General features: G+C 59.8%; 23 protein-coding genes and 1 tRNA gene. 7 read left to right on the top strand and 17 right to left on the bottom strand.

Annotated elements, in window-relative coordinates; translation table 11 throughout:
• Positions 1 to 15: 15 nt before the first annotated feature.
• The 4 genes from GOQ25_RS13730 to hppD form a co-directional block, all read right to left on the bottom strand.
• Positions 16 to 273 carry a DUF2061 domain-containing protein gene (locus GOQ25_RS13730; RefSeq protein WP_160351046.1) on the bottom strand — a complete coding sequence of 86 codons (258 nt, stop codon included), beginning with the start codon at positions 271 to 273 and terminating at the stop codon, positions 16 to 18.
• A gap of 120 nt (positions 274 to 393) precedes the next feature.
• A complete protein-coding gene (locus tag GOQ25_RS13725; RefSeq protein WP_160351045.1) occupies positions 394 to 1608 on the bottom strand; it encodes an MFS transporter in 1215 nt (404 codons plus the stop codon).
• 145 nt (positions 1609 to 1753) lie between these two features.
• Positions 1754 to 3286, bottom strand: coding sequence for a glycine betaine/L-proline transporter ProP (gene proP / locus GOQ25_RS13720; RefSeq protein ID WP_160351044.1), 1533 nt, complete (start codon positions 3284 to 3286; stop codon positions 1754 to 1756).
• Positions 3287 to 3683: 397 nt separating this feature from the next.
• A complete protein-coding gene (gene hppD / locus GOQ25_RS13715; RefSeq protein WP_160351043.1) occupies positions 3684 to 4760 on the bottom strand; it encodes a 4-hydroxyphenylpyruvate dioxygenase in 1077 nt (358 codons plus the stop codon).
• A gap of 389 nt (positions 4761 to 5149) precedes the next feature.
• Here hppD and GOQ25_RS13710 point away from each other — a divergent pair, with 389 nt between their 5' ends.
• The 5 genes from GOQ25_RS13710 (at position 5150) to GOQ25_RS13690 (ending at position 8939) form a co-directional block, all read left to right on the top strand.
• On the top strand, positions 5150 to 5824 hold the full coding sequence (locus GOQ25_RS13710) for a CsgG/HfaB family protein (RefSeq protein WP_202109467.1): 675 nt from the start codon (positions 5150 to 5152) through the stop codon (positions 5822 to 5824).
• Positions 5825 to 5838: 14 nt separating this feature from the next.
• Complete coding sequence (locus GOQ25_RS13705) at positions 5839 to 6330, top strand: DUF4810 domain-containing protein (RefSeq protein ID WP_160351041.1); 492 nt, start codon at positions 5839 to 5841, stop codon at positions 6328 to 6330.
• The gene (locus GOQ25_RS13700; RefSeq protein ID WP_370519952.1) at positions 6330 to 6986 is read left to right on the top strand and encodes a DUF799 domain-containing protein; all 657 of its coding nucleotides are present in this window, start codon (positions 6330 to 6332) and stop codon (positions 6984 to 6986) included. The genes GOQ25_RS13705 and GOQ25_RS13700 overlap by 1 nt, the downstream gene beginning before the upstream one ends.
• Positions 6987 to 7256: 270 nt before the next feature.
• A complete protein-coding gene (locus tag GOQ25_RS13695; protein ID WP_202109466.1) occupies positions 7257 to 8021 on the top strand; it encodes a M23 family metallopeptidase in 765 nt (254 codons plus the stop codon).
• Between the two features lie 150 nt (positions 8022 to 8171).
• Positions 8172 to 8939: a winged helix-turn-helix domain-containing protein gene (locus GOQ25_RS13690; protein ID WP_160351039.1), complete on the top strand. Its 768-nt coding sequence runs from the start codon at positions 8172 to 8174 to the stop codon at positions 8937 to 8939.
• Here GOQ25_RS13690 and proB read toward each other — a convergent pair.
• The 4 genes from proB to rplU form a co-directional block, all read right to left on the bottom strand.
• Entirely contained in the window at positions 8936 to 10072 is a 1137-nt protein-coding gene (gene proB / locus GOQ25_RS13685) for a glutamate 5-kinase (RefSeq protein ID WP_160351038.1), read from the bottom strand. The genes GOQ25_RS13690 and proB overlap by 4 nt on opposite strands.
• 73 nt (positions 10073 to 10145) lie before the next feature.
• Positions 10146 to 11282 (bottom strand): GTPase ObgE, encoded by a 1137-nt coding sequence (gene obgE / locus GOQ25_RS13680; protein WP_160351037.1) that lies wholly within the window; start codon positions 11280 to 11282, stop codon positions 10146 to 10148.
• Between the two features lie 87 nt (positions 11283 to 11369).
• Positions 11370 to 11630, bottom strand: coding sequence for a 50S ribosomal protein L27 (gene rpmA / locus GOQ25_RS13675; RefSeq protein ID WP_160351036.1), 261 nt, complete (start codon positions 11628 to 11630; stop codon positions 11370 to 11372).
• A 38-nt stretch (positions 11631 to 11668) separates the two neighbouring features.
• A complete protein-coding gene (gene rplU / locus GOQ25_RS13670) occupies positions 11669 to 11980 on the bottom strand; it encodes a 50S ribosomal protein L21 (protein WP_094819592.1) in 312 nt (103 codons plus the stop codon).
• 265 nt (positions 11981 to 12245) lie between these two features.
• Between rplU and ispB the strand changes: the two genes are divergently transcribed.
• Both ispB and GOQ25_RS13660 read left to right on the top strand, forming a co-directional pair.
• Complete coding sequence (gene ispB, locus GOQ25_RS13665) at positions 12246 to 13211, top strand: octaprenyl diphosphate synthase (RefSeq protein ID WP_160351035.1); 966 nt, start codon at positions 12246 to 12248, stop codon at positions 13209 to 13211.
• Between the two features lie 20 nt (positions 13212 to 13231).
• Positions 13232 to 13308, top strand: a tRNA-Pro gene (locus GOQ25_RS13660).
• 114 nt (positions 13309 to 13422) lie between these two features.
• Here GOQ25_RS13660 and GOQ25_RS13655 read toward each other — a convergent pair.
• The 9 genes from GOQ25_RS13655 to GOQ25_RS13615 all read right to left on the bottom strand — a co-directional run bounded on the left by GOQ25_RS13655 (position 13423) and on the right by GOQ25_RS13615 (position 20573).
• Positions 13423 to 13749, bottom strand: a complete 327-nt coding sequence (locus tag GOQ25_RS13655) for a hypothetical protein (RefSeq protein WP_160351034.1) — start codon at positions 13747 to 13749, stop codon at positions 13423 to 13425.
• Positions 13750 to 13877: 128 nt separating this feature from the next.
• Positions 13878 to 14195: a hypothetical protein gene (locus GOQ25_RS13650; protein WP_160351033.1), complete on the bottom strand. Its 318-nt coding sequence runs from the start codon at positions 14193 to 14195 to the stop codon at positions 13878 to 13880.
• A 47-nt stretch (positions 14196 to 14242) separates the two neighbouring features.
• Entirely contained in the window at positions 14243 to 14563 is a 321-nt protein-coding gene (locus tag GOQ25_RS13645) for a hypothetical protein (protein WP_160351032.1), read from the bottom strand.
• A gap of 53 nt (positions 14564 to 14616) precedes the next feature.
• Complete coding sequence (locus tag GOQ25_RS13640) at positions 14617 to 14859, bottom strand: hypothetical protein (protein WP_160351031.1); 243 nt, start codon at positions 14857 to 14859, stop codon at positions 14617 to 14619.
• Positions 14860 to 14914: 55 nt separating this feature from the next.
• Positions 14915 to 15244 (bottom strand): hypothetical protein, encoded by a 330-nt coding sequence (locus GOQ25_RS13635; protein WP_160351030.1) that lies wholly within the window; start codon positions 15242 to 15244, stop codon positions 14915 to 14917.
• Between the two features lie 67 nt (positions 15245 to 15311).
• Positions 15312 to 15584, bottom strand: a complete 273-nt coding sequence (locus tag GOQ25_RS13630) for a hypothetical protein (protein ID WP_160351029.1) — start codon at positions 15582 to 15584, stop codon at positions 15312 to 15314.
• A 144-nt stretch (positions 15585 to 15728) separates the two neighbouring features.
• On the bottom strand, positions 15729 to 17177 hold the full coding sequence (locus tag GOQ25_RS13625) for a TolC family protein (RefSeq protein ID WP_160351028.1): 1449 nt from the start codon (positions 17175 to 17177) through the stop codon (positions 15729 to 15731).
• Positions 17170 to 19308, bottom strand: coding sequence for a peptidase domain-containing ABC transporter (locus GOQ25_RS13620; protein ID WP_236844575.1), 2139 nt, complete (start codon positions 19306 to 19308; stop codon positions 17170 to 17172). Before GOQ25_RS13620 ends, GOQ25_RS13625 begins: the two co-directional genes overlap by 8 nt.
• A complete protein-coding gene (locus GOQ25_RS13615; RefSeq protein ID WP_160351027.1) occupies positions 19305 to 20573 on the bottom strand; it encodes an HlyD family secretion protein in 1269 nt (422 codons plus the stop codon). The genes GOQ25_RS13620 and GOQ25_RS13615 overlap by 4 nt, the downstream gene beginning before the upstream one ends.
• Positions 20574 to 20865: the final 292 nt, after the last annotated feature.

Raw genomic sequence — 20865 nt, 5'->3', positions numbered from 1 at the left:
CCGGTTCAGTTGCGATCAGCCCGCGCTAGCCACGGCCGGATTGCCGCCAGTCTGCGACTGTCTGCTCGCCGCCCGGCTCCAGGCCTTCTCATGAAAGAAGTAAGCGAACGCCTGGACCGTGGGTTCCAACAAGCTTAACGTGAGCGAGGCAATCAGGTTGCCGGTCACCAGATAAGCGACCATCGCAGCGACCATGATGTGCATGAGATAGTAGCTGCCGGTCTTGAGCAGCATACGGGAGGTTTCTGGGCGGAGCTGACGAAGGCGTGACATGGCGGACCTGGAAAGAATAATCGACTTTTAGTTAATGATAATTATTATCATTAGACCGGGCTAATTGATATTTCCGCTTTGCGCCATAGTCGAAACGTATGGCGCCACGCTCGCGACAAGTCAGGCGCGACGCGGTTCGCGCGGCAGCACCACGAGTACCAGCAAAGTCAGCGCGCCCGCGCACATAAATGCATAGTCATAGCGCCCCGTGCTCGCCACAAACAACGCAAACAGTGTGGGCGCCAGCATATTGATCAAATTGACCAGGATGCTCGAGCCGGCAGATGTCTCTGAAATCAAATCCGGCGGCGAATGACGTGCCACCTCGGCGATCTGCACGCCATTCCAGCTAGCCGCCGAACCGCCCGCGATGAAGGCAAGCGCGATCACCGACCATAACGGCCACGTCGAACTCGTCTGCCCCAGCATCACCGTCGTGATGGTGGAAAACACCGCAGCCAGCGTCAGCGTCGCTTTCGCCGAGCGCAAGTAATCCGATAACCACCCCAGTACGATCCGCCCGATGACGCCGCCCGCCTGCATGACAGCGAACACCGCGCCCGCCAGACTCAGCGAATAGCCAAGCTGATCCACCAGATAGATCACGGTAAAGGTGAACCAACAACTTTGCGAGACGGCAAAGAGGCTGCCCACCACCGACATCTTCATCAAACCGCTGTTATGGCGTAACGCGGCAAGCGGCACGGTCAACGTGCGCAGCGATTCCATCGTCGGGAAATGGAAAAAGTGAGCTTTCTTATTCGGGGTCTCGTCCAGGCGGCTGCTCAGCCGCCAGAACATCATGGTGGGAACCAAGATGATGATGGCGCAGATAAACAGCGAAATGCGCCACCCGGCCACTGTCACCAGCACCGGTACGAACAGGCCTGCGAGCACGCCGCCTAATGGCACGCCCGCTTGCTTGATCGAAAACATCAGGTTGCGCTTGCCCGGCGGGGAATACTTCTGCAGCACTTCGCTGCCAGCGGGATTGGCCGCGCCGCCGCTTAACCCCATGAAAAAACAAGCAACGAGCGCAACAGTCAAACTGGGAACCAGCAGCCACGCCATACAGGACGCCCCTATCAGCATAGTCAGCTGCAGCGTGCGCATGCCACCGATTTGCCTGAGCATCGCCGAGCCCGCGACCAAGATCGCCAGACTGCCCAGCGAGTTGCTGGCGGTGAGATACCCGATAGAACTGCCGCTCCAGCCATACTCAGCAGACATGTCCGGCGCGATGATGGGGATCAGACGGTTCAGAAACGACGAAATGGTCTGCAGCGTGAAAATTGCCACGATGGGCATCAGCCATGTCGGAGCTGCTCGGGTCATGTCGCTCTGGTCACTGTCTTTTTATTGAGGGCCAAGGGAGCACGCCTGCGCCGATGCGCGCCGGACACGCTCCCGGCCTCGATAATACTCGCCTCTGTCTGGGCCTGCAGGCACCTCGACGGGCGCCTCGCCGAGATACCCGTTGCTATTCGAGCTCGGGATGACGATCGATGAGGCGTTGCCGGCGCGCCTTCAGCGCCTCGATCTGCGCTTGCAACGCATCGATTTCCGCGTCCACCGTTTGCACCGTCTGCTCGATATGATCGTAGGCTTGCTGCAGCAGGATCTTGGCCTCGCGCCGGTTCGAGGCGCTGGGCGTGTCGCCGCGCATCGGGCGATTCGCGGTTTCCGGCAGGAAGTACGAAGTGATCAAGCCGATGACAGCCGCGGCCATCAAATAATAGGCGGGCAACAGCAGGTTGTTGCTGACCTCGACCAGCCACGCAGCGACGGTCGGCGTCAGGCCCGCCACGATGATGGCGATGTTGAACGAGCTGGCCAGCGCGCTATAACGAATGCGTGTCGGAAAGAGCGCGGGCAGCGTAGAGGCCATCACGCCCGTCATGCAGTTGAGCAGAACCGCGATCACCAGCAGGCCAACGAAAATCAGCCCCATATTGTCGCTACCCACCAGCTTGAACGCCGGTATCGAAAACAGCATCAGCCCGATACTACCCGCCAGCAGGAATGGCTTGCGCCCCACCTTGTCGCTGAAAAAGCCCACCATGGGCTGCACGAACAGCATGCCGATCATCACCACCACGATAATCATCACGCCGTGCTGCTCGTCATAGCCCAGGCTGCTCGACAGATACGTCGGCATGTAGGTCAGCAGCATGTAGTAAGTGATATTGGTCACTAACACCATGCCGATGCAGACCAGCAGCGACTTACGATACTTGACGAAGATTTCCTTGAACGACAGGGTCGGCCGCTCCTTGACGGCCTCGCGGTCGGCCTGCTCCATCTTTTCGAGTTGCTGAGTAAAGGCAGGCGTCTCTTCCGCCGCATGGCGCAGATAAAGACCTAGCAGCCCCAGCGGCCCCGCGATGAAGAATGGCACACGCCATCCCCATTCAAGGAAGGGGCCATCATCGAGTATGGCTTGCAACAACACCACCAGACCCGCGCCCAGCACGAACCCTGCGATCGACCCAAAATCCAGCCAGCTACCCAGAAAGCCGCGCCGCCTGTCGGGGGCGTACTCCGCCACGAACACCGCGGCCCCGGTGTACTCGCCGCCGACGGAAAACCCTTGAGCCAGTTTGCACAGCAACAGCAGAATCGGCGCCCAGATGCCAATACTGGCGTAGGAAGGAATCAGCCCAATACAGAACGTACTGATCGCCATGATGATGATCGTCAGCGACAGCACCTTCTGCCGCCCGAAACGATCGCCCATGATTCCGAAAAACAAACCGCCCAGCGGCCGCACAAGAAATGGCACCGAGAATGTGCCAAGCGCCGCGATGGTTTGCACCGCTGGCGAGGCGCTCGGGAAAAACACTTTGCCCAGCGCGAACGCCACAAAGCCATAGACGCCGAAGTCGAACCATTCCATGGCGTTGCCCAGGGCGGCGGCAGTGACGGCTTTCTTGACTTTGGCGTCGTCGATAACGGTAATGTCATCGATCTGGAGCGGACGGGCTCCGGAAGTTGAGGGCGTAGTTTCACTCATAAATGTTTCCGTATGGGGCGAATCGCCATGTCTCCGGGTTGTGGTCAACCGCTGTATTGAGTTGCAACGTGACTCCCCTAATAAGAGGATCGGTACTTGTAACCGATATTAGCCTACTCGCTGAATCGAATGCAGTCTTGTGTTTTAGGTTCGACGAGTTTGGCTCGCGTGGCCGGGCAATTGCACGTACGCGCCGCGCCCTCGCCCGCAGGCAGCCGCATGCACGATTTCGAAAATCAATGAGGAGTTATGAGGCAGTGAAAAACGCCCTCAGGTAGGGCGCTGCTGAGTCCCCGAACGGGGTAAGTATTTTGATTTTATGAGGGAGCCCGCACGGTTCGTTTTCGTGCGGGCCCTCGCGGTGGGCTTAATCCACCGCACCGCTGGCACTTGCCGGTTATTCCGTGGTCAGAACACCGCGGCGGATCTGATCGCGTTCGATCGATTCGAACAAGGCCTTGAAGTTGCCCTCCCCAAATCCGCTGTCACCCTTGCGCTGGATAAACTCGAAGAACACGGGCCCCAGCAGCGTCTCGGAGAAGATCTGCAGCAGCAACCGGCGCTCGCCGCCTTCCGAGGTGCCATCCAACAAAATGCCACGCGATTGCAGGGCCTCGGTCGGCTCGCCATGATTGGGTAACCGGCCTTCCAGCATTTCGTAGTAGGTCGCCGGCGGCGCCGTCATGAACTTCGTGCCGCGGGCTTTGAGCGCATCCCAGGTCTTGATCAGATCGTCCGTGAGAAAGGCCACGTGTTGTATGCCCTCTCCGTTGAACTGCATCAGGAATTCCTCGATCTGTCCGGCGCCCTTGGACGACTCTTCGTTCAAGGGAATGCGGATCAGGCCGTCGGGCGCGGTCATGGCTTTGGAGGTCAAGCCCGTATATTCGCCCTTGATATCGAAATAACGGATCTCGCGGAAATTAAAGAGCCGTTCGTAGAAATCGGCCCAGTACGCCATGCGACCGCGATACACGTTATGCGTGAGGTGATCGATGACCTTGAGGCCCGCACCTACCGGGTGGCGGTCCACGCCTTCGATAAAGACGAAATCGATGTCATAGATCGAAGAGCCGTCTTCGAACCGGTCGATCAGATATAACGGCGCGCCGCCAATGCCTTTGATCGCGGGCAGGCGCAGCTCCATGAACCCGGTATGGATTTCCACGGGTTGCGCGCCGAGCTCCAGCGCGCGGCGATGCGCCTCTTGCGCATTACGCACCCGAAACGCCAATCCGCAAACCGACGGGCCGTGCTCGGCAGCAAAGTAGGCCGCCGGGCTTTTGGGTTCGTTATTGACGATGGCGTTGATGCCGCCTTGGCGATAAAGCGTCACCGCCTTGGAGCGATGATGCGCGACTTTGGTAAAGCCCATGCTTTCGAGCACCGGCTCGATGACGTTGGGCGTGGGCGAGGCGAATTCAATGAACTCGAACCCCATGAGGCCCATGGGGTTGTCGAAAAGGTCTGCCATGAGTTGGCTCCTGATTGTGCAAAGGATGAAAGTCGGGAATTCGTCAGCCGGCCATCACCGCGGTGGCGCACAGGGGCGCCCGCGCACGCTGCGTGCGAGGTAATCGCCAATCAGAAGCTGAAACCCAAGAATTTTCATTGCTCGCGCGCTCGGTCCTTTTCGAGGACGGTGATCTTGCGATCACCATCCCCGGAGGATGGCATGGGCATTGGACAGCGTCAAGCACGCTGTACAACGTCATTGAGTCCGAAAATTTCGTTGATCATGGTTACATTGTGATCAGTACGATTAAATGTGGCCCTTTCTTTTCACTTAAACAGCGTTGTTGCGTCCTCCGGGCGCCGGACAGCAGTCCAGGTCGTGGCGGCGCTCACATGCCGAGGAAAACAATGGGCAAATATCGTGTTTTGGGTACAGCCGCGCTGACTGCACTGCTGGTATCGGGTTGTGCAACGGAGTCTTCGCAGAGCATCAATGTGCCGACAGTCGCGTCGGCGGGGACGGTGTATCAGGGCGTGCGCAGCCCTATCTCGGTGGGCAAGTTCGACAACCGCAGCGACTACCTGCGCGGCGTGTTCTCGGATGGCGTGGATCGCCTCGGCAGCCAGGCCAAGACCATCCTCATCAGCCACCTGCAACAGACCGGCCGGTTCCAGGTGATGGACCGCGAGAACCTGCAAGCCCTCGCGCAGGAAGCCGGGTTCAACAAGCAAGCGAACCACATCAAGGGCGCGCGTTATGTCGTGACCGGCGACGTGACCGCCTTCGGCCGCAAAGTTACCGGCGACCAGCAGTTCTTCGGCATTTTGGGCAAGGGCAAGCAACAAGTCGCCTACGCCAAGGTCGATCTGAACGTCGTGGACGTAGAGACTTCCGAAGTGGTGTATTCCGCCGCGGGCGCGGGCGAGCACAGCCTGTCCAACCGCGAAGTCGTGGGTTTTGGCGGCACGGCCGGCTATGACTCCACGCTCAACGGCAAGGTCCTGGACCTGGCCATCCGCGAAGCGGTCAATAAGCTCGTCGCGGGTATCGAGCAAGGCGTCTGGCAACCGGGCGGCAAGTAAAAAGGAGTTCCCACATGTCCAACCTGTTCAACGCTGTGCAGGCCCCGGCCTGCGCGCGAGCGGGCTTTTTGCGATCCAGTATGAAGCTCGCCATGGCCGGCGCCACGCTTTCTCTGCTGGCCGCCTGCGCTCAACAGCCCCAGCACATGTATACCTGGGAAAGCTATCAGCCCGCCGTATACGCCTACCTAAAGGAGCCGGACAACGATGCCGCGGCTCAGATCCAGAAGATGGAGCACAACATCGAAACGGCGCGTGCCTCCAACAAGGCACTGCCCCCGGGATTCCGCGGACATTTGGCCATGCTCTATCTGAAAGTCGGCCAAGACGGCAAAGCCATCGAGCAAATGGAAGACGAGAAAGCCGCCTTTCCGGAATCGGCGCCCTTCATGGATTTCCTGATGCGTAATCTGAAGCCGCAGTCGCAGGCCTCGGCACCACCCGCCGCTGCAGAAAATCCCGCGCCTGCCGTGTCCGAGACCACCAATCGCGAGGGAGGCGTGTGATGATGAAATTTCTGTCGCGCGGCATCCTCGTCGGCATGGTACTGACTCTGGGCGGCTGCGCCGTTGCGCACAGCGATGTCAATTACGATGCATTTCGTGAAAGCAAGCCGGCGTCCCTGCTGGTGTTGCCGCCCGTGAATCACTCGGTCGAACCGGGAGCCGCGGCCGCCGTGCTCGCCCAGGTGACCTACCCGCTGGCGGAATCGGGGTATTACGTGGTGCCCGTGGGCGTCATGGAAGAAACCTTTCGCCAGAACGGCATGATGGCCGCCGAGGAAGCCCACGCCGTGCCCGCCGCCAAACTGCGCGAGATCTTTGGCGCGGATGCCGCACTTTATATGACGGTCAAGCAGTACGGCTCGACCTACAAAGTCGTGTCCAGCATGATCACGGTCGAGTTAGAGGCGTCGCTGGTCGATCTGCGCTCGGGGGCGAATCTTTGGCGAGGCGCCACAACCGTGGTGCATGGCGGCGATAACAATAACAATAACAGCCTGATCGGCATGTTGGTCGGCGCCATGGTGGCTCAGATCGCCAATACCTTGTCCGATCGAAGCTACGACGTGGCCGGCATGGCCGATACGCAGCTGCTGTACGCCGGTCGGCCAGGGGGCATGTTGTTTGGTCCGCGCTCGCCGCACTACTCGCTGCAATAGGTGGCAAGGACGGCTGACCGTCGTCCACGCTTTGCGCCTTCGCGAATCCCGCTCGGACGCAAAGCATGCCGATAAGGGGTCGAACCGGTCGCTGCGGCGATTCCTTAGCGAAATGCATAAGCCCTGTTACATCGTTTCTTGTTACCCTTGGGTTGGTGTAATTTCCTACATCGCGCCGGCCCCAAACTTTTTACCTTGAGGTCCGACGCCCTTTTCATCCATCGCTTTTATTCATAGCCCTCTGTGTCTGCGTTTTCGAGCCGCCCGTGTTTGCCTTCTTCCGCGTGCTATGTGACGCGCGCGCCTAGCCGCCAACCCCTGATATGGCTGCTTTGCCTGTGCCTTTTCATAGCGATCGCGGGTTGTAGCAGCACTCAGACCGGCAAGGTCGAGCCTGGCTATTACCGCGTGCAGCCGGGCGATACGTTGAGCAAGATCGCGCGCCAGCACAACACCAGTGTGTCGGCGTTAATGCGGCTGAACAAGTTGTCCGACCCGAATCGCATCGAAAAAGGCCAAGTCCTGCGCGTGTCGGCAAGCGGCGCCACGGCTTCGTCGGGCAGTGGCACGACCGCCAGTACCGCTCCGAGCCGCACTACCACCCCCAGCAAGACTAGCGGCACGCGCACGCCCGCCGTTTCGTCATCCGCGTCGTCAGCGGTGGTGAAATCGCTCAAACTTGTCTGGCCGGCCGACGGTACACTCACGCAACGCTATAACGGCAGCTCGTCCAAGGGCCTGACGGTGGTGAATAAGGCCGGCACGCCGATCAAGGCGGCCGCTGCGGGTAGCGTGGTCTACGCGGGCAACCGTCTGCGCGGCTATGGCAATCTGGTTATCGTCCAGCATTCGACCGATTTCCTGAGCATCTACGCGCACAACAACAAGCTGCTGGTCAAAGAAGGACAGAAAGTGTCGCAAGGCCAGCAATTGGCGGAGATGGGCAGCACCGACCGTAATGGCCCCGGCTTGTACTTCGAGCTTCGATACCGCGGTCAGCCGGTAGACCCCACGGCGGCACTGCCGCCGCGCTAGCCGGCGCCGAAACTTGCTGAAGTTAGCAAATATTGCTTTAGGGCCTTCATTTGGTCCGAAAATCCCGCCCGCATGGGATGCAACCGTGCATTGAGATTACGTTGGCGATCATGATTATCACTAAATCGCTTTTCTCGCCGAGGAGATCTCATGCATACCGCAATCGAAGCCATCATTATTCAAGGCCATAGGCCAAAACTCCCCTACCTGGCAACAGGTCTGGGGTCCCTGGGTTGGAACGTCCGCACCTGCGAATCCACCGATACGTTGGGCGAATTAGCCGAAAGCTGCGCGCCCCAGGTGGTGATCCTGGAAAACGGAGACTCGGACCTGCGCACCGCCGTGGGCATCGCGCGCTACGGCGTGCCCAACGCGGCGCTGATCGTCCTGGTGGACGATGCTGACGTGGACGACCGCATCGTGGCGCTGGATGCTGGCGCCGATGCCTGCTGCTTGATGTCGACCGACGTGCGTGAAATCTGCGCGCTAGGTCGCGCCCTGAGCCGCACGCGCAAGACCACGCCGGAACGTTCGGGCCGCGACACGCCGCTTTGGCGTCTCACGCACTCGGGTCGCGTATTGGCCGGGCCGCGTGGGCAGAGCCTGCCGCTGACGTTCACGGAAAGCGCGTTTTTCCTGCGCCTCTTGTCCTCGCCGGGGCATCGTTTGCCGCGCGAGCGTCTTGTCACCACGCCCGTGGTGGGGCCGCGACGACGTCAGTCCACGCGTAGTGTCGATGTCATGGTGTCGCGGCTGCGCGCCAAGGCAGAGCGCCTGGGCGTTGGCCTGCCCTTGTTGGCGGTGCGACAGTGGGGTTACATCTTATTGGCCGATGTGGCGCCTGATGGCCAGGGCGATGCACGACCCAGTACTGCGCCGCAATCCTCATCGCAGTCGCAGGCCAATTACATTAATTAAGTCACCACCATATTGTCGCGATGCATCAATTCCGGGTCGGTCATGCTGCCCAGAATTGATGCGATTCGCGACGAAGGCTGTCGCATGATGCGGCGCGTGTCGGTGGACGAGTAATTGACCAGTCCACGAGCGCATTCCTTGCCCGATTCGTCCACGCAGGCCACGACGTCACCGCGCTCGAATTCGCCTTGCACGTCGATGACGCCGATGGGCAGCAAACTTTTGCCTTCGTGCGCCAGCGCCCGCACCGCGCCTTGGTCCAGCACGACGTTACCGCGCAGTCGCAGATGATCGGCCAGCCACTGCTTGCGCGCCGACCAGACGGGCAGCACCGCCCGCAACTCCGTACCGATGCATTCGCCGTCGGCCAAACGGGTCAGGACATTGGATTCACGCCCCGAGGCGATGATGGTATGCGCGCCACTATGGGCCGCGCGTTTTGCCGCCAGGATCTTGGTCAGCATCCCGCCCGTGCCGATGCCCGAGCCCGCGCCACCGGCCATGGCTTCCAGCGCGACGTCGCCCGCCTGAGCGTGCGAGATAAACACGGCGTCAGGGTTCTTGCGCGGATCGGAGTCATACAGGCCACGCTGGTCGGTCAGGATGATCAGGGTGTCGGCTTCGATGAGGTTGGTGACCAGTGCGCCCAGGGTGTCGTTATCACCCAGTCGGATCTCGTCGGTCACCACCGTGTCGTTTTCGTTGACGATGGGCACCACGCCCATACGCAGCAGGGAAAACAACGTGCTGCGGGCGTTCAGGTAACGATGCCGGTCGGCCAGGTCCTCGTGCGTGAGCAGGATTTGCGCGGTGCGCAGGCCATGCTCGGCGAATGCCGCTTCGTACGCCTGGCATAAACCCATTTGGCCCACGGCCGCGGCGGCTTGCAGCTCATGCATCACTGACGGTCGCTTGTGCCAGCCCAGCCGTGCCATACCCTCGGCGACCGCGCCGCTGGATACCAGAACGACTTGCTTGCCTTGCTGGCGCAGCGTGGCAATTTGCGCGGCCCATTGCGCAACAGCGTTGCGATCCAGACCGCGTCCCTCGTTAGTGACCAGGGACGACCCGACTTTAGCCACCAGGCGCGTGGCGCTGGCGACAACAGAAACAGCGGTTTGCTCGGCAGTCATGACGATGACCGTAATGTGGCAAGGAAAGGAAGGCCGCCTGCGGCGGCCCGGGAAAGCGAGGCGAAATTATGGCTTATTCGTCACCGCTACGCGGGCTCGGCGAGACAATTGCGTCACTGCGCGTGGCATCAAAGCGGGGATCCTCGGCCACGTACGTGCCATCGGCCTGATCTTGGGCGATGTGATCCTTGCGTTGCTCGGCGTCCAGATAGTCCTGCAGCGCCCAGATCAGCTCTTGCGTGCCATCTCCGTTCAGACCGGAAATCGCATAGACAGGCCCCTGCCAGTCGAATTGTTCGACAAAGCGTTGGCGTGCGGACTCGGGGTCGTCGACCATATCCAGCTTGTTCAATACCAGCCAGCGCGGCTTTTCGGCCAGTTCGGGGTCGTAGCGGCGCAGTTCCTCGACGATGGCGCGCGCACCGGCTACCGCCGCCTCGATCGGATCCGTGTCCGGATCGGCGGACGAGATATCGACCAGATGCAACAGCACGCGCGTGCGTGCCAGGTGACGCAGGAACAGATGGCCCAGGCCCGCGCCTTCGGACGCGCCTTCGATCAGTCCCGGAATATCGGCCACGACAAAGCTGCGCGAAGCCGAGGTGCGCACCACGCCCAGATTCGGATGCAGCGTGGTGAAGGGGTAATCGGCGATCTTGGGGCGCGCGTTAGAAATGCGGCTGATCAGCGTCGATTTACCCGCGTTCGGCATGCCCAGCAAGCCCACGTCGGCCAGCACCTTCAGTTCCATGCGCAGACGGCGTTGTTCGCCTTCCTTGCCCGGTGTCCACTGACGCGGCGCGCGGTTGACGCTGGATTTGAAGTGGATGTTGCCCATACCGCCCTGCCCGCCTGCCGCCAGCGTGACCTTTTGGTCGTGGCGGTTCAAGTCGAACAGCAGTTCGCCGGTATCGGCGTCGTAAATCATGGTGCCCACTGGCACACGCAGCGTGATGTCCGGAGCAGCGGCGCCATATTGGTCGGAGCCGCGGCCGTTCTCGCCGTTCTTGCCGCGATGCAAGCGTGCGTAGCGGAAGTCGATCAGGGTGTTGATGTTGCGATCCGCTACGGCAAAAATGCTGCCGCCACGTCCGCCATCGCCACCGTCGGGTCCGCCCTTTGGGATAAATTTTTCGCGGCGAAAGCTCGCCACGCCATTACCGCCTTTACCGGCGATGACTTCGATGGTGGCTTCGTCTACGAATTTCATAAGTATTTCTGCCTGAAGCAAAAAAGCCCTGCCGCGCGCGACAGGGCTTTTGCCGTTTAAGAAACGGTTGCCGAGATCCGGAAACCGTTATTCGGCTGCCACGATCGACACGGTCTGCTTGTTCAATGCGCCCTTGAAGCCGAATTGAACCTTGCCGTCGACCAGCGCGAACAAGGTGTGATCCTTGCCGATGCCGACGTTCGTGCCGGGGTGGAAACGGGTACCGCGCTGGCGCACGATGATCGAGCCAGCCGGAATCAGTTGACCGCCAAAAGCCTTGACGCCAAGTCGCTTCGATTCTGAATCGCGACCGTTCCGCGTAGAGCCGCCGCCCTTTTTCTGTGCCATTTTTGATAGCTCCTGCTATTCAATACCGAACCGTATCATTAAGCCGTGATGGCTTCGATGCGGATTTCGGTGTAGTTCTGACGGTGGCCCTGATGCTTCTGATAGTGCTTGCGACGGCGCATCTTGAAGATCTTGACCTTATCGTGCCGGCCATGCGCAAGAACCGTCGCCTTGACCACGGCGCCAGCGACGATCGGGGTACCAACTTTCAGTTGGTCGCCTTCGCCCACCGACAGGACCTGGTCCAGGGTGATTTCTTGCCCAATGTCAGCAGGTATCTGTTCTACCTTGAGTTTTTCGCCAGCGGCAACACGATACTGCTTGCCACCGGTTTTTACGACCGCGTACATGGGGAATTCCTAAAAAAATTGGGATTTCGGTATAGACCGAGCCGTAGATTCTAGCTCGCCGGGCCGGCAAAGTCAAAAATTTCCTTATGGGCCGGGTGTTTAGGTGCTGGGGAAATGCCGAGAACCCGCTGGCCGCCAGGGGATGACCGGGCGCGGCAGGGTTAAGCCCGTATAATCCTCCGTTCCCGGTAGCGGCGTCCCGGCCGCGTTGTTGGCACACCACGGAGCCATGGGTCGGCTCTTCTTGATATCTGTCGGATACGTTTTGAATCTCCCTGAGCTGATCGCCCCTATTGCCGATGACATGAAGGCCGTCGACGCGGTTATCCGCGGCCGCCTGGACTCTGAGGTCGTATTGATCCGGACGATCGCGGACTACATCATTGGCGCGGGCGGCAAGCGCATGCGCCCGGCCATGGTGCTGATGGTCGCGCGCGCCTTGGGTTACCAAGGTAGTCATCACCATCTGCTGGCCGCAGTGGTGGAATTCATCCACACGGCCACCCTGCTGCATGATGATGTAGTGGACGAGTCGTCGCTGCGCCGCGGCCGTGAAACCGCCAACGCGATGTTTGGCAATGCCGCAAGCGTGCTGGTGGGCGATTATCTGTACTCGCGCTCCTTCGAAATGATGGTCGAAGCCGGCTCGATGCGCATCATGCAGATCCTGTCCGAGGCCACGACCGTGATCGCCGAGGGCGAGGTGTTGCAGTTGCTCAACGTGCACGATCCGGATGTCTCGCAAGAGCGCTACCTGCAAGTCGTGCGTTACAAGACCGCCAAACTTTTCGAAGCAGCCGCCCAAGTGGGCGCGGTGCTCGCGGGCGCTACGCCCGAACAGGAAGAAGCCGCCGCCGCGTATGGCCGTCATATCGGCACCGCCTTCCAACTGGTCGACGATGTGCTGGACTATAGCGGCGATGCGCAGGCCCTGGGCAAGAACGTAGGCGATGATCTGCGCGAGGGTAAGCCCACGCTGCCGCTGATCTGGGTCATGGAGCAAGGCACGTCCGCCCAGCGCGATCTGATTCGCACTGCCATCGAAACGGGCGACGCCGATTTTGCCGCGGTGGCCGAAGCGATCCACGCGACAGGCGCCTTGGACCACGCGCGCCAAGCCGCGTTGGCCGAGGTGGATATCGCGCGCCGCGCGCTCGATGCACTGCCGATTTCCGTTTTCCAAAAATCTCTGCTAGAATTCTGCGCTTTCGCGGTGAATCGAGATCGCTAGCGAAAAAATGCTGTAAAACTCGGGGCGTAGCTCAGCCTGGTAGAGTACTGCGTTCGGGACGCAGGAGTCGGAGGTTCGAATCCTCTCGCCCCGACCACTGACTTAGTGGTCGAATTTTCATCGGTGTACCCGACACCGTGGCAATAGCCGGCACCGTTTACGCTGCCGGCTTTTTTGCGTCCATAGCCCCCGTACACGGGAGGCGACGCGCTTAGCCTTTTTTATTCGTCACGGCCAGACCCATGATGGTGCCGCAGACGAAAAAGCTGACCATATCCAGCGGCTTGGAACCGACGGGCAGTTCATAGACATAACCGATCACGCTGCGGAAAGTTCTCAACCGGTTATGACAATCGCTTAAGGCCACGGCCAGATCCGTGGCCGAGCCGTTGTAGGTGCTAGTGGCCAGACTTTTTACAAAGGTGCCGACGGAGTAGCCCGTGGCCACACTGACGGGAATGATGTCATCGGGCAGCAGTTCAGAGATTCGCTGGGCCCCATGGACCGATTGAAGCTGTTGTCGTGTCAGTTCGCGCATGGCAGGTATCGATGCTGTGAATGATGGACGGGATGGGTGGCTCGCGGGTGTACCCCACGGGCGGATGAATCGGGATGATCAGGTTCGAGTCGGTGATTCAGATCGGTACGCTGTGAAGTGGCTAGGGATTAGTAGATTCGCGGCGCGCGTTCGGAGAGTCCGACTTGAATCGAACACCCCAGGTGAAAAAGCATGCGCACGATGGGTGATTCAGTGATGTGGCGAGGCATGATGCCTTGAAGCTGTTTATAGGTTCGCTGACATGAACTGATTGCCGTGGCCAGACCGGTTACCGAACTCGGGTAGGGGTTGCCCTGGATATTCTTGATAAATGCGCCCAAGGTATACCCGGTGGTGGCGCTGACTGTGGCAATGTCTTCAGGGATATAGTCCGAGATTGCACATCCAAACGCGGTGCACAGCTCTGCTGAGGACAATTCACGCATAGCATCTCCATTCCCGACGGCGTGGCGTTCAAAGAGAATAGAGTCGCTTAAGGTCCTCTTCGATCGGGATACAGGCCCTTATAGATTCCGCAGCCGAAATGAAAGATCGCGGTAAGGGGTTGGCATCGTTTGAGTTTGCCCATGGGGTCCAGAGAGTGCACGGAAGACAGCAGTTTGCGACAGTATTTGATAGAGGCCGCCAGTTCCGTCACGGATCCATCGTAGTCCTGCGTCGTTATTCCTCTAAAGAAAATGCCGACTGCGTGACCTATTGTCGCGGTGGTCGAGACTATCTCTTGCGATGGCGGCTGCGACACCACCTTGCCGCCGTACGCCTGATGCAACTCCTGCAACGATAGTTCACGCATGGCATCCTCACAATCGTCAGTATTGATAAAAAGGCCTGGGGCTGCGTTGCTGTTCAGCAGTCGTCGTCATTGGCGGTGGCGTTCATGATGAATGTGACCGCGATGCCTAGATAGATGGCGATTAAGCCTGCTTTTAAGGTGTATTGCAGCCAGGGAGGCTCGATGTACTGGTCGATGAGGGCAAAGGGGTCCGGCATCGAACCAAACTCGAACAGTCTGAAATCATCATCATCTTCGTCGGCCCAACAATAGCCGCCGGATACGGTCATCAAATCTTGTTTGGCTAGGGTATGCATGGTGCGTGCTCCAATGCGAAGTAAAGACGGTGGCAGTGTCGCCGTGGGTCCTGCTTCAAATGGGATGGGGTTTATCTCGGGGGCGATCTGTCATACCCATCACAATGCCGCAACATAAATGGGTGATCGCGTTAAAGCTCCTTGTGTGAGGTAGGTAGTGGAAGGTGACTTCACGAGCGACATCGATACGGCGCGCGCACAGGCTGATCGCGGTGATGACGCCATTGACCGACATGCGGTGGTCGGTCTTGCTCCAGCTTTGTATGGCTGATCCCAACCAATAGCCCATCATGGTGCCTATGGGGCAGATCTCTTGCGCGCCGTAATCGGTGTACAGACCGGCGCCGAAAGCGTGCCGCAGATCGGGTCTCGTGAGTTCGCGCATGGAGTGTGTCTCCTAAGGTTTGTTGGTTCGTCATGCGTCGGGGAGCATTGTTGGTATTGCGGGGTTGCTAGCCTATCTCCTCATCGTCTGGATCGTCGGTGGGATCGATGTCGGGCTGCTGGGTAACGAGCCCTTGTACATAGCCATGAAAGCCGATGGCGTATACCGTCGTGATGGCGGTCTTTAAAGACGTGCAGTGCGTCACGCCCGCATCGGCGAGCAAAGGTGTAGTGGCCATGCTGGCCAAGGTGGAGCCGAGTAAATAGCGAATCGACAGATTCTCGCCAGCAATGAGCCCGCCGACTTGATGCGCGATGCTCGCGGAGACTCCCACGACCATAAGAGGTACGCCGCGTCGCGACAGTGCCCTGTTGATAGACCCCACCAACGGTATCTGGAATCCTCCGGAAACAAGCGACAATTCGTGCGGGTTGAGTGGTCTCATGGTGTCAGGCCCTCTGGTAGCGGTGTGGAAAGAAAGCTCCTAGCGGACCCCCGTCGCGGGGAGCGTGTCGAGCGCTACGGCAACGCGGAATTGCGTGGCCAGCAGCTCATAACGCACGTCGATATGGGACTGCTTGATACTGGAGAGTTCGTCCTGCGCTTTGAGCAGTTCGATGGCGGTGCCGACGCCTTGCTGGTAGCGCACTTGCGCGCTGCGATAGGCTTGTTCGGCACTGGCTTCGGCGACATTCAATAGCGCGGCCTTCTGGGTGGTACTCGTGAGGCGGTTGATGTCGGTGAGCAACGCGAGCTCTTCTTCGAGCCAGATATTGCGTTCGGTGTCGCGCGCGGCACGGACCTTCGCCTTGGCGGCGGTGGTGGCGTAGCGTGTCGCCATGCCATCGAAGATGGGGATCTGCAGATTCAGACCGACGGACCAGCTGTTGACGTTCTGCCTGGCATTGGCATTCGAGGGACGCGTGATGCCCAGATCCCGGTCAGCCTGCAGCGTCAGGCTGGGGAGGTTCTGAGCGAAGATGGTCTGTTCTTGGGCGGCCGCGGCTTGCGTTTTGGCGCGGGCAGCGGCTAAGCGGGGATGATGACGGACGGCCGTGTTGATTTGCTCGGTCAACGCCATCGGGAATTGCGTAGCGTCTGCGCGGGTATCTGCGGATACGGGAGCGGCATGCTGATGCGCTGTCGTGGCCACGCTAATTGGCGTCTGGCCCGCCAGCCCCATCGCCGAGGCAAGCGCCATCCTGGCGGCGGTGGCTTGGCTCGATTTGGTTTCGCTATCGACCAGCGTGCGTTGCCAGGCGACTTTGGCTAGCAGTTCGTCGGCGATGGATCCGACGCCGCCTTCGCGCAGACGTTGCGTGGCGAGGAAATTCTTTTCCGCTCGGGCAGCGGCCTCTTTGGCGGCCAAGGCGCTTGCCTGCGCGCTGCTCGCTTTGTAGTACGCCGAGGCAACCGCGATGGCGTGATTGCGGTTGACGAGCACTTTGTTGTAGAGCGCCGCCGTGAGGTTCGCGCGTGCGTGATCGACTTGCGCCCCGCGTCTGCCGGAATCGAACAGCAGCCAGTTCAAACCGAGCCGGGCGTTCTCGCGATTGCCATAGACGTCATGATCGCCGTAGCCACGTCCGGGGTATCGCATGGATTTGCCAAAGCGGCTGACATCCGCGCTGGCGCTCAGTGTGGGGAAATACTTGGCCCGTGCCACCTCGACTTCGGCCAGGTGTTCTTCGACCGTCTGCGTGGCTTGCCGTACGGCGGGTGCTTGGCAAAGCGCGATGTGTACCGCGTCGCGCAATTCGAGATCGGTCAAGGTAGCGGGGGTTTCGCACACCTCTGCCGTCAGCGGGAAGTTCAATGTCGGGGGCGTTTCCAACGACACGGGCGATGCCCAGGTGCTGACCGTTGAGCACATCCCCACCGTTAGCAAGAGGCGGGTGCGAACCAGAGAGAGGACGCGGGATGGGCTAACCATGATGCTCGGGGGTGATCTTGTGTTCGTGCAGGCGGCCGTGTTGCAGGACCAGGATGCGGTCTGCCGACGCAATCGTCTGGGGACGATGCGCCACGACGATACGCGTGAGGTTCAACGATCTGAGCATGTCGACAACGCGCGCTTCGACTTGCAAATCAAGGTGGCAGGTGGCCTCGTCGAGGATGAGGATCTTGGGCCGGCGGTACAGGGCGCGGGCGATCAACAGTCGCTGTTTCTGCCCGCCGGAAAGCACGGTGCCCATGTCGCCGACAAGCGTGTGATAGCCCATGGGTAGCGCGGCAATATCATCGTGTATCGCGGCATGTTTGCAACACGTTTCGATCCACTCGCGATCCGCCTCGTGATCAAAGAAACTGACGTTATCCGCGATCGATCCGGCAAAGAGCACATCGTCTTGCAGCACCGAGGCCGAGATGGAACGAATGCCGCGCGCACCCAACTGAGAGTAGGACACACCGCCTATGGCGACCTCGCCCTGGGTAGGCGGCAGTATGCCGAGCATGAGTTTTAGCAGCGTCGATTTGCCGGTGCCGGTGGTGCCGACAATGGCGACGGATTCGCCTTCTTCGATTTGAAATGACGCTTGATCGAGGACCAGCGGCTCCGCCTCGCCATAGCGGAAGCTGACGTTGGAGAATGCCAGCGTCCCGGCCAGATTGTCGACGGGGCGCTGCGGATCCAGGCCGGGACTCTCGGGCGCGGTCAGCACAATGTCGGAGAGGCGTTCGCCTTGCAGGCGCAGCATGCGCAGTTCGAAGAAGTTATCGATCAACGCGCCGACTCGTTGATTGAACTGCGATTTGTACGCGAGAAAGGCCATCAGCATCCCGACGCTAAAGCCGCCCGAGATAACCAGGTTGGCGCCGGCCCACAGAATGATCAACCCTTCCATGCCGAATATCACGGCATTGAGCTGCTGAAACGCGAGTTTGAGTTTTTGCACCTTCACGCCGGCATTGACCTGATTGACCAGCAACGATTGCCATGACGTGCAGCGGTCCTGCGTTTTCTGAAAAACCTGCAGCGTGCGGATGCCGCGCAATGTCTCCAGAAAATGCGACTGAGTCTGCGCGCCCTTGATGATGGCGTCGTGCGAACGCGCCTTGAGCGGAGGGAAAGACACGAGTCGAACGATGCCGTAAATCACCATGGCGGCGATGGCGATCAGGGACAACTGCCAGCTATATAGCAGCATCAATGCCAGCGTGATGACGGTCATGAGACCGTCGAGGATACCGGCGACGAGCGAGGCATTCAGTGTCTGTTGGATCGTGTCGATCGAGCCGAACCGGGACACGATGTCGCCGATGTGACGACGCTCGAAATAAGCGGTCGGCAGCTTTACCAGATGCGAAAACAGATTTCTCTTGCTCTGGAACGAGAGACTGGTTCCCAGTTGCATGCCGATATAGGCGCGTAGCGTGGACACCGCGGTCTGCATGATGAGCAAGAGCGCGAATCCGATAAGCAGCGTGGTTAATAGATCGGTGTCGGCGGAGACGATCACGTCATCGATCACCCACTGCGTGAAGACCGGCGTGGTGAGCGAGAGCATTTCCAGCACCAGTGCGAGCACGATGATCTGCAGCAGCGCGCGCTTGATGCCGTAGACTTTGCCGATTAGCTTACGCAGGTGCAACGGCGGCTCGGGCGGGGCGGGCTGGAAGGTTTCGGCGGGCCAGACTTCCAGGGCGACGCCGGTGAATGCTTCGTTAAGCTCCTCGTAGCTGATTTTGCGCTGGCCTGTCGCGGGATCGTTGATGATCGCGGTTCGGCCATTGGCCGAACATAGCACCACGAAGTGATTGAATCGCCAATGCAGGATGCAAGGCGTGCGCAGATTGGTCAGTTCGTCGAGTTCCAGACTGACGGCCCGGTACTGCATGCCAAGCCGTTCGCACATGCCCGCCACCTGTAGCAGCGTGGCGCCCTTGAGCGAGATCGGGAAACGTTGGCGCAACTGATGGATCGTCAAGGCATGGCCGTGGTAGCTCGCCACCATGGCGATGCAGGCGTTGGCGCACTCGGCCGCCTCGCCCTGCAAAATGACGGGGACGCTGGCGCGCCCGGACATCAGGCGTTTGAGGTCCGTGAGTGTGAATCCGCTCATGAAGAAATCTTTCCTGTAATGCTGTAGAGCGGCTCTAACACCCACTCGTAAATCGCGCGGGTCTCACGCAGGATATCGACCTCAAGCGCCATGCCGGGCGCGAGCGGCCGTTGTTCGCCATAGGCCAGGATGTGCTGATTGTCTAGGCGCAGCGAGGCCCGGTAGTAGAGTTCTTGCGCGGCTTGGTGGTCGAGGCCGGGCAGGGCGCCAGAGATGCTGACGATTTCCGAGGCGGGCACCGCCACCGACGAGATGGAAGTAATCGCGGCGCCATGCATGCCGAATTTTTGATAGGGATAAGAGGCGTAACGAATCAGGGCACGGTCGCCAATGCGCGTAAAGCCTATGTCTTTGTTCTTGATGTAGATGTCAGCGACGAGTTCGGTATGTTGGGGCACGAGGCTGAGCAGTGCCTTGTTGGGTTCGGCGTGCTGGCCGACTTCCGCCAGGATGCTGCTGATCTGGCCGCTCTCCGGAGCGACGATGACGAGATGACGTCGCGCTTCGTTTTCGGTGAGCTCCTGCGTGATGGCGAGGATGTCGCGCTCGACGCGTCCCATGGCGGTTTGCTGCTTGAGCGGCAACATGCGCTGCTCGCTTTCGTGCTTGGCGAGGTCCTTGGCGGTCTCGGCGCGCAGCTGTGTCAGGTCGGTCAAACGGGTGCGTTGCTCTAACTGGGCGGCCTGACGCTCTTGCAATTGATCACGCGAGACGAAGTTTTCGCTCGCCAGCGACGCATATCGCCGCGTGCTGTCGTCCGCGATGGCAACGCGTTTGCGCTGCAACTGGATCTGGTTATCGATGCGGTCGAGTTTCTGCGTCAGCGTGGCGATGATATGCGTGAGCGACGCCGCCTCTTCCTCGTGAATAGCCTCGAGTTTGGTGCGTTCGTGTTGCAGCAGCTCCAGGCGCCGCTGCATGCGTATCCCGATGCTCTCCTGGGCCGCCGCGCCCGACTGGGTGTAGCGCTCGCTGGAAATGGTGAGCAAGGGGTCGCCCTTGGCGACAAGCGCACCCTCGCTGACATGCTTGGCGGTGACCACGCCGGGTTGCGGGGCATGGACCTTGACCAGGCCGCTGGCGGGAATGAGCTGTCCATAAACCTTGACGCGCTTGGTATAGGAGCCAAAGCAAAAGAACAGCACTAACGCGAGTCCAAATATGGCGAACACGCCCACCAGTAATGAGGTAGACACGGGACGCAATGCGATCACGGATCCCAGGGGATGCGTTTTCGTGGCCTCGATTGCAGCTTTACGAAACATAGGCGATCAATGCGTTGAGCGTAAGGTTGTCCCACAGCATCGAATTCAGGATGCGACCGCGAACCGGATGATGAGGCTCGTCTCTCGCTGCTAACGGCGCTGGGTTGGCCGGTGAGTACGAGTCATGGGAAATCGTTAAAGCAAGTGTCGGACGGCACTTACGGATGAGGCCATTCTAGGCAAGGCCCATCGGGCTCAAATGGAAATGCAACCTTTCGCCGGGAAATCAGACAATTCTTATTAATCGTAGTTTCTGATTGCACTGCGGCGCTGGAATACGGGCGTGTTGCCC

It is taken from the genome of Bordetella sp. 15P40C-2, from assembly GCF_009763235.1.
Taxonomy (GTDB): domain Bacteria; phylum Pseudomonadota; class Gammaproteobacteria; order Burkholderiales; family Burkholderiaceae_B; genus Bordetella_A.
Note: the sequence above shows the minus strand (reverse complement) of the source record. Positions and strands in the feature narration are given on the sequence as shown.

What these genes read in the sequence shown, in the direction of transcription:
- GOQ25_RS13615 (WP_160351027.1), bottom strand. Translation starts at nt 20,573, where the DNA reads ATGTTTCGTAAAGCTGCAATCGAGGCCACGAAAACGCATCCCCTGGGA.
- GOQ25_RS13655 (WP_160351034.1), bottom strand. Translation starts at nt 13,749, where the DNA reads ATGCGCGAACTGACACGACAACAGCTTCAATCGGTCCATGGGGCCCAG.
- GOQ25_RS13690 (WP_160351039.1), top strand. Translation starts at nt 8,172, where the DNA reads ATGCATACCGCAATCGAAGCCATCATTATTCAAGGCCATAGGCCAAAA.
- GOQ25_RS13730 (WP_160351046.1), bottom strand. Translation starts at nt 273, where the DNA reads ATGTCACGCCTTCGTCAGCTCCGCCCAGAAACCTCCCGTATGCTGCTC.
- rpmA (WP_160351036.1), bottom strand. Translation starts at nt 11,630, where the DNA reads ATGGCACAGAAAAAGGGCGGCGGCTCTACGCGGAACGGTCGCGATTCA.
- GOQ25_RS13635 (WP_160351030.1), bottom strand. Translation starts at nt 15,244, where the DNA reads ATGCGCGAACTCACGAGACCCGATCTGCGGCACGCTTTCGGCGCCGGT.
- proB (WP_160351038.1), bottom strand. Translation starts at nt 10,072, where the DNA reads ATGACTGCCGAGCAAACCGCTGTTTCTGTTGTCGCCAGCGCCACGCGC.
- GOQ25_RS13725 (WP_160351045.1), bottom strand. Translation starts at nt 1,608, where the DNA reads ATGACCCGAGCAGCTCCGACATGGCTGATGCCCATCGTGGCAATTTTC.
- GOQ25_RS13625 (WP_160351028.1), bottom strand. Translation starts at nt 17,177, where the DNA reads ATGGTTAGCCCATCCCGCGTCCTCTCTCTGGTTCGCACCCGCCTCTTG.
- GOQ25_RS13705 (WP_160351041.1), top strand. Translation starts at nt 5,839, where the DNA reads ATGTCCAACCTGTTCAACGCTGTGCAGGCCCCGGCCTGCGCGCGAGCG.
- GOQ25_RS13650 (WP_160351033.1), bottom strand. Translation starts at nt 14,195, where the DNA reads ATGCGTGAATTGTCCTCAGCAGAGCTGTGCACCGCGTTTGGATGTGCA.
- GOQ25_RS13630 (WP_160351029.1), bottom strand. Translation starts at nt 15,584, where the DNA reads ATGGTCGTGGGAGTCTCCGCGAGCATCGCGCATCAAGTCGGCGGGCTC.
- GOQ25_RS13700 (WP_370519952.1), top strand. Translation starts at nt 6,330, where the DNA reads ATGATGAAATTTCTGTCGCGCGGCATCCTCGTCGGCATGGTACTGACT.
- GOQ25_RS13620 (WP_236844575.1), bottom strand. Translation starts at nt 19,308, where the DNA reads ATGAGCGGATTCACACTCACGGACCTCAAACGCCTGATGTCCGGGCGC.
- proP (WP_160351044.1), bottom strand. Translation starts at nt 3,286, where the DNA reads ATGAGTGAAACTACGCCCTCAACTTCCGGAGCCCGTCCGCTCCAGATC.
- GOQ25_RS13645 (WP_160351032.1), bottom strand. Translation starts at nt 14,563, where the DNA reads ATGCGTGAACTATCGTTGCAGGAGTTGCATCAGGCGTACGGCGGCAAG.
- GOQ25_RS13710 (WP_202109467.1), top strand. Translation starts at nt 5,150, where the DNA reads ATGGGCAAATATCGTGTTTTGGGTACAGCCGCGCTGACTGCACTGCTG.
- GOQ25_RS13640 (WP_160351031.1), bottom strand. Translation starts at nt 14,859, where the DNA reads ATGCATACCCTAGCCAAACAAGATTTGATGACCGTATCCGGCGGCTAT.
- hppD (WP_160351043.1), bottom strand. Translation starts at nt 4,760, where the DNA reads ATGGCAGACCTTTTCGACAACCCCATGGGCCTCATGGGGTTCGAGTTC.
- rplU (WP_094819592.1), bottom strand. Translation starts at nt 11,980, where the DNA reads ATGTACGCGGTCGTAAAAACCGGTGGCAAGCAGTATCGTGTTGCCGCT.
- obgE (WP_160351037.1), bottom strand. Translation starts at nt 11,282, where the DNA reads ATGAAATTCGTAGACGAAGCCACCATCGAAGTCATCGCCGGTAAAGGC.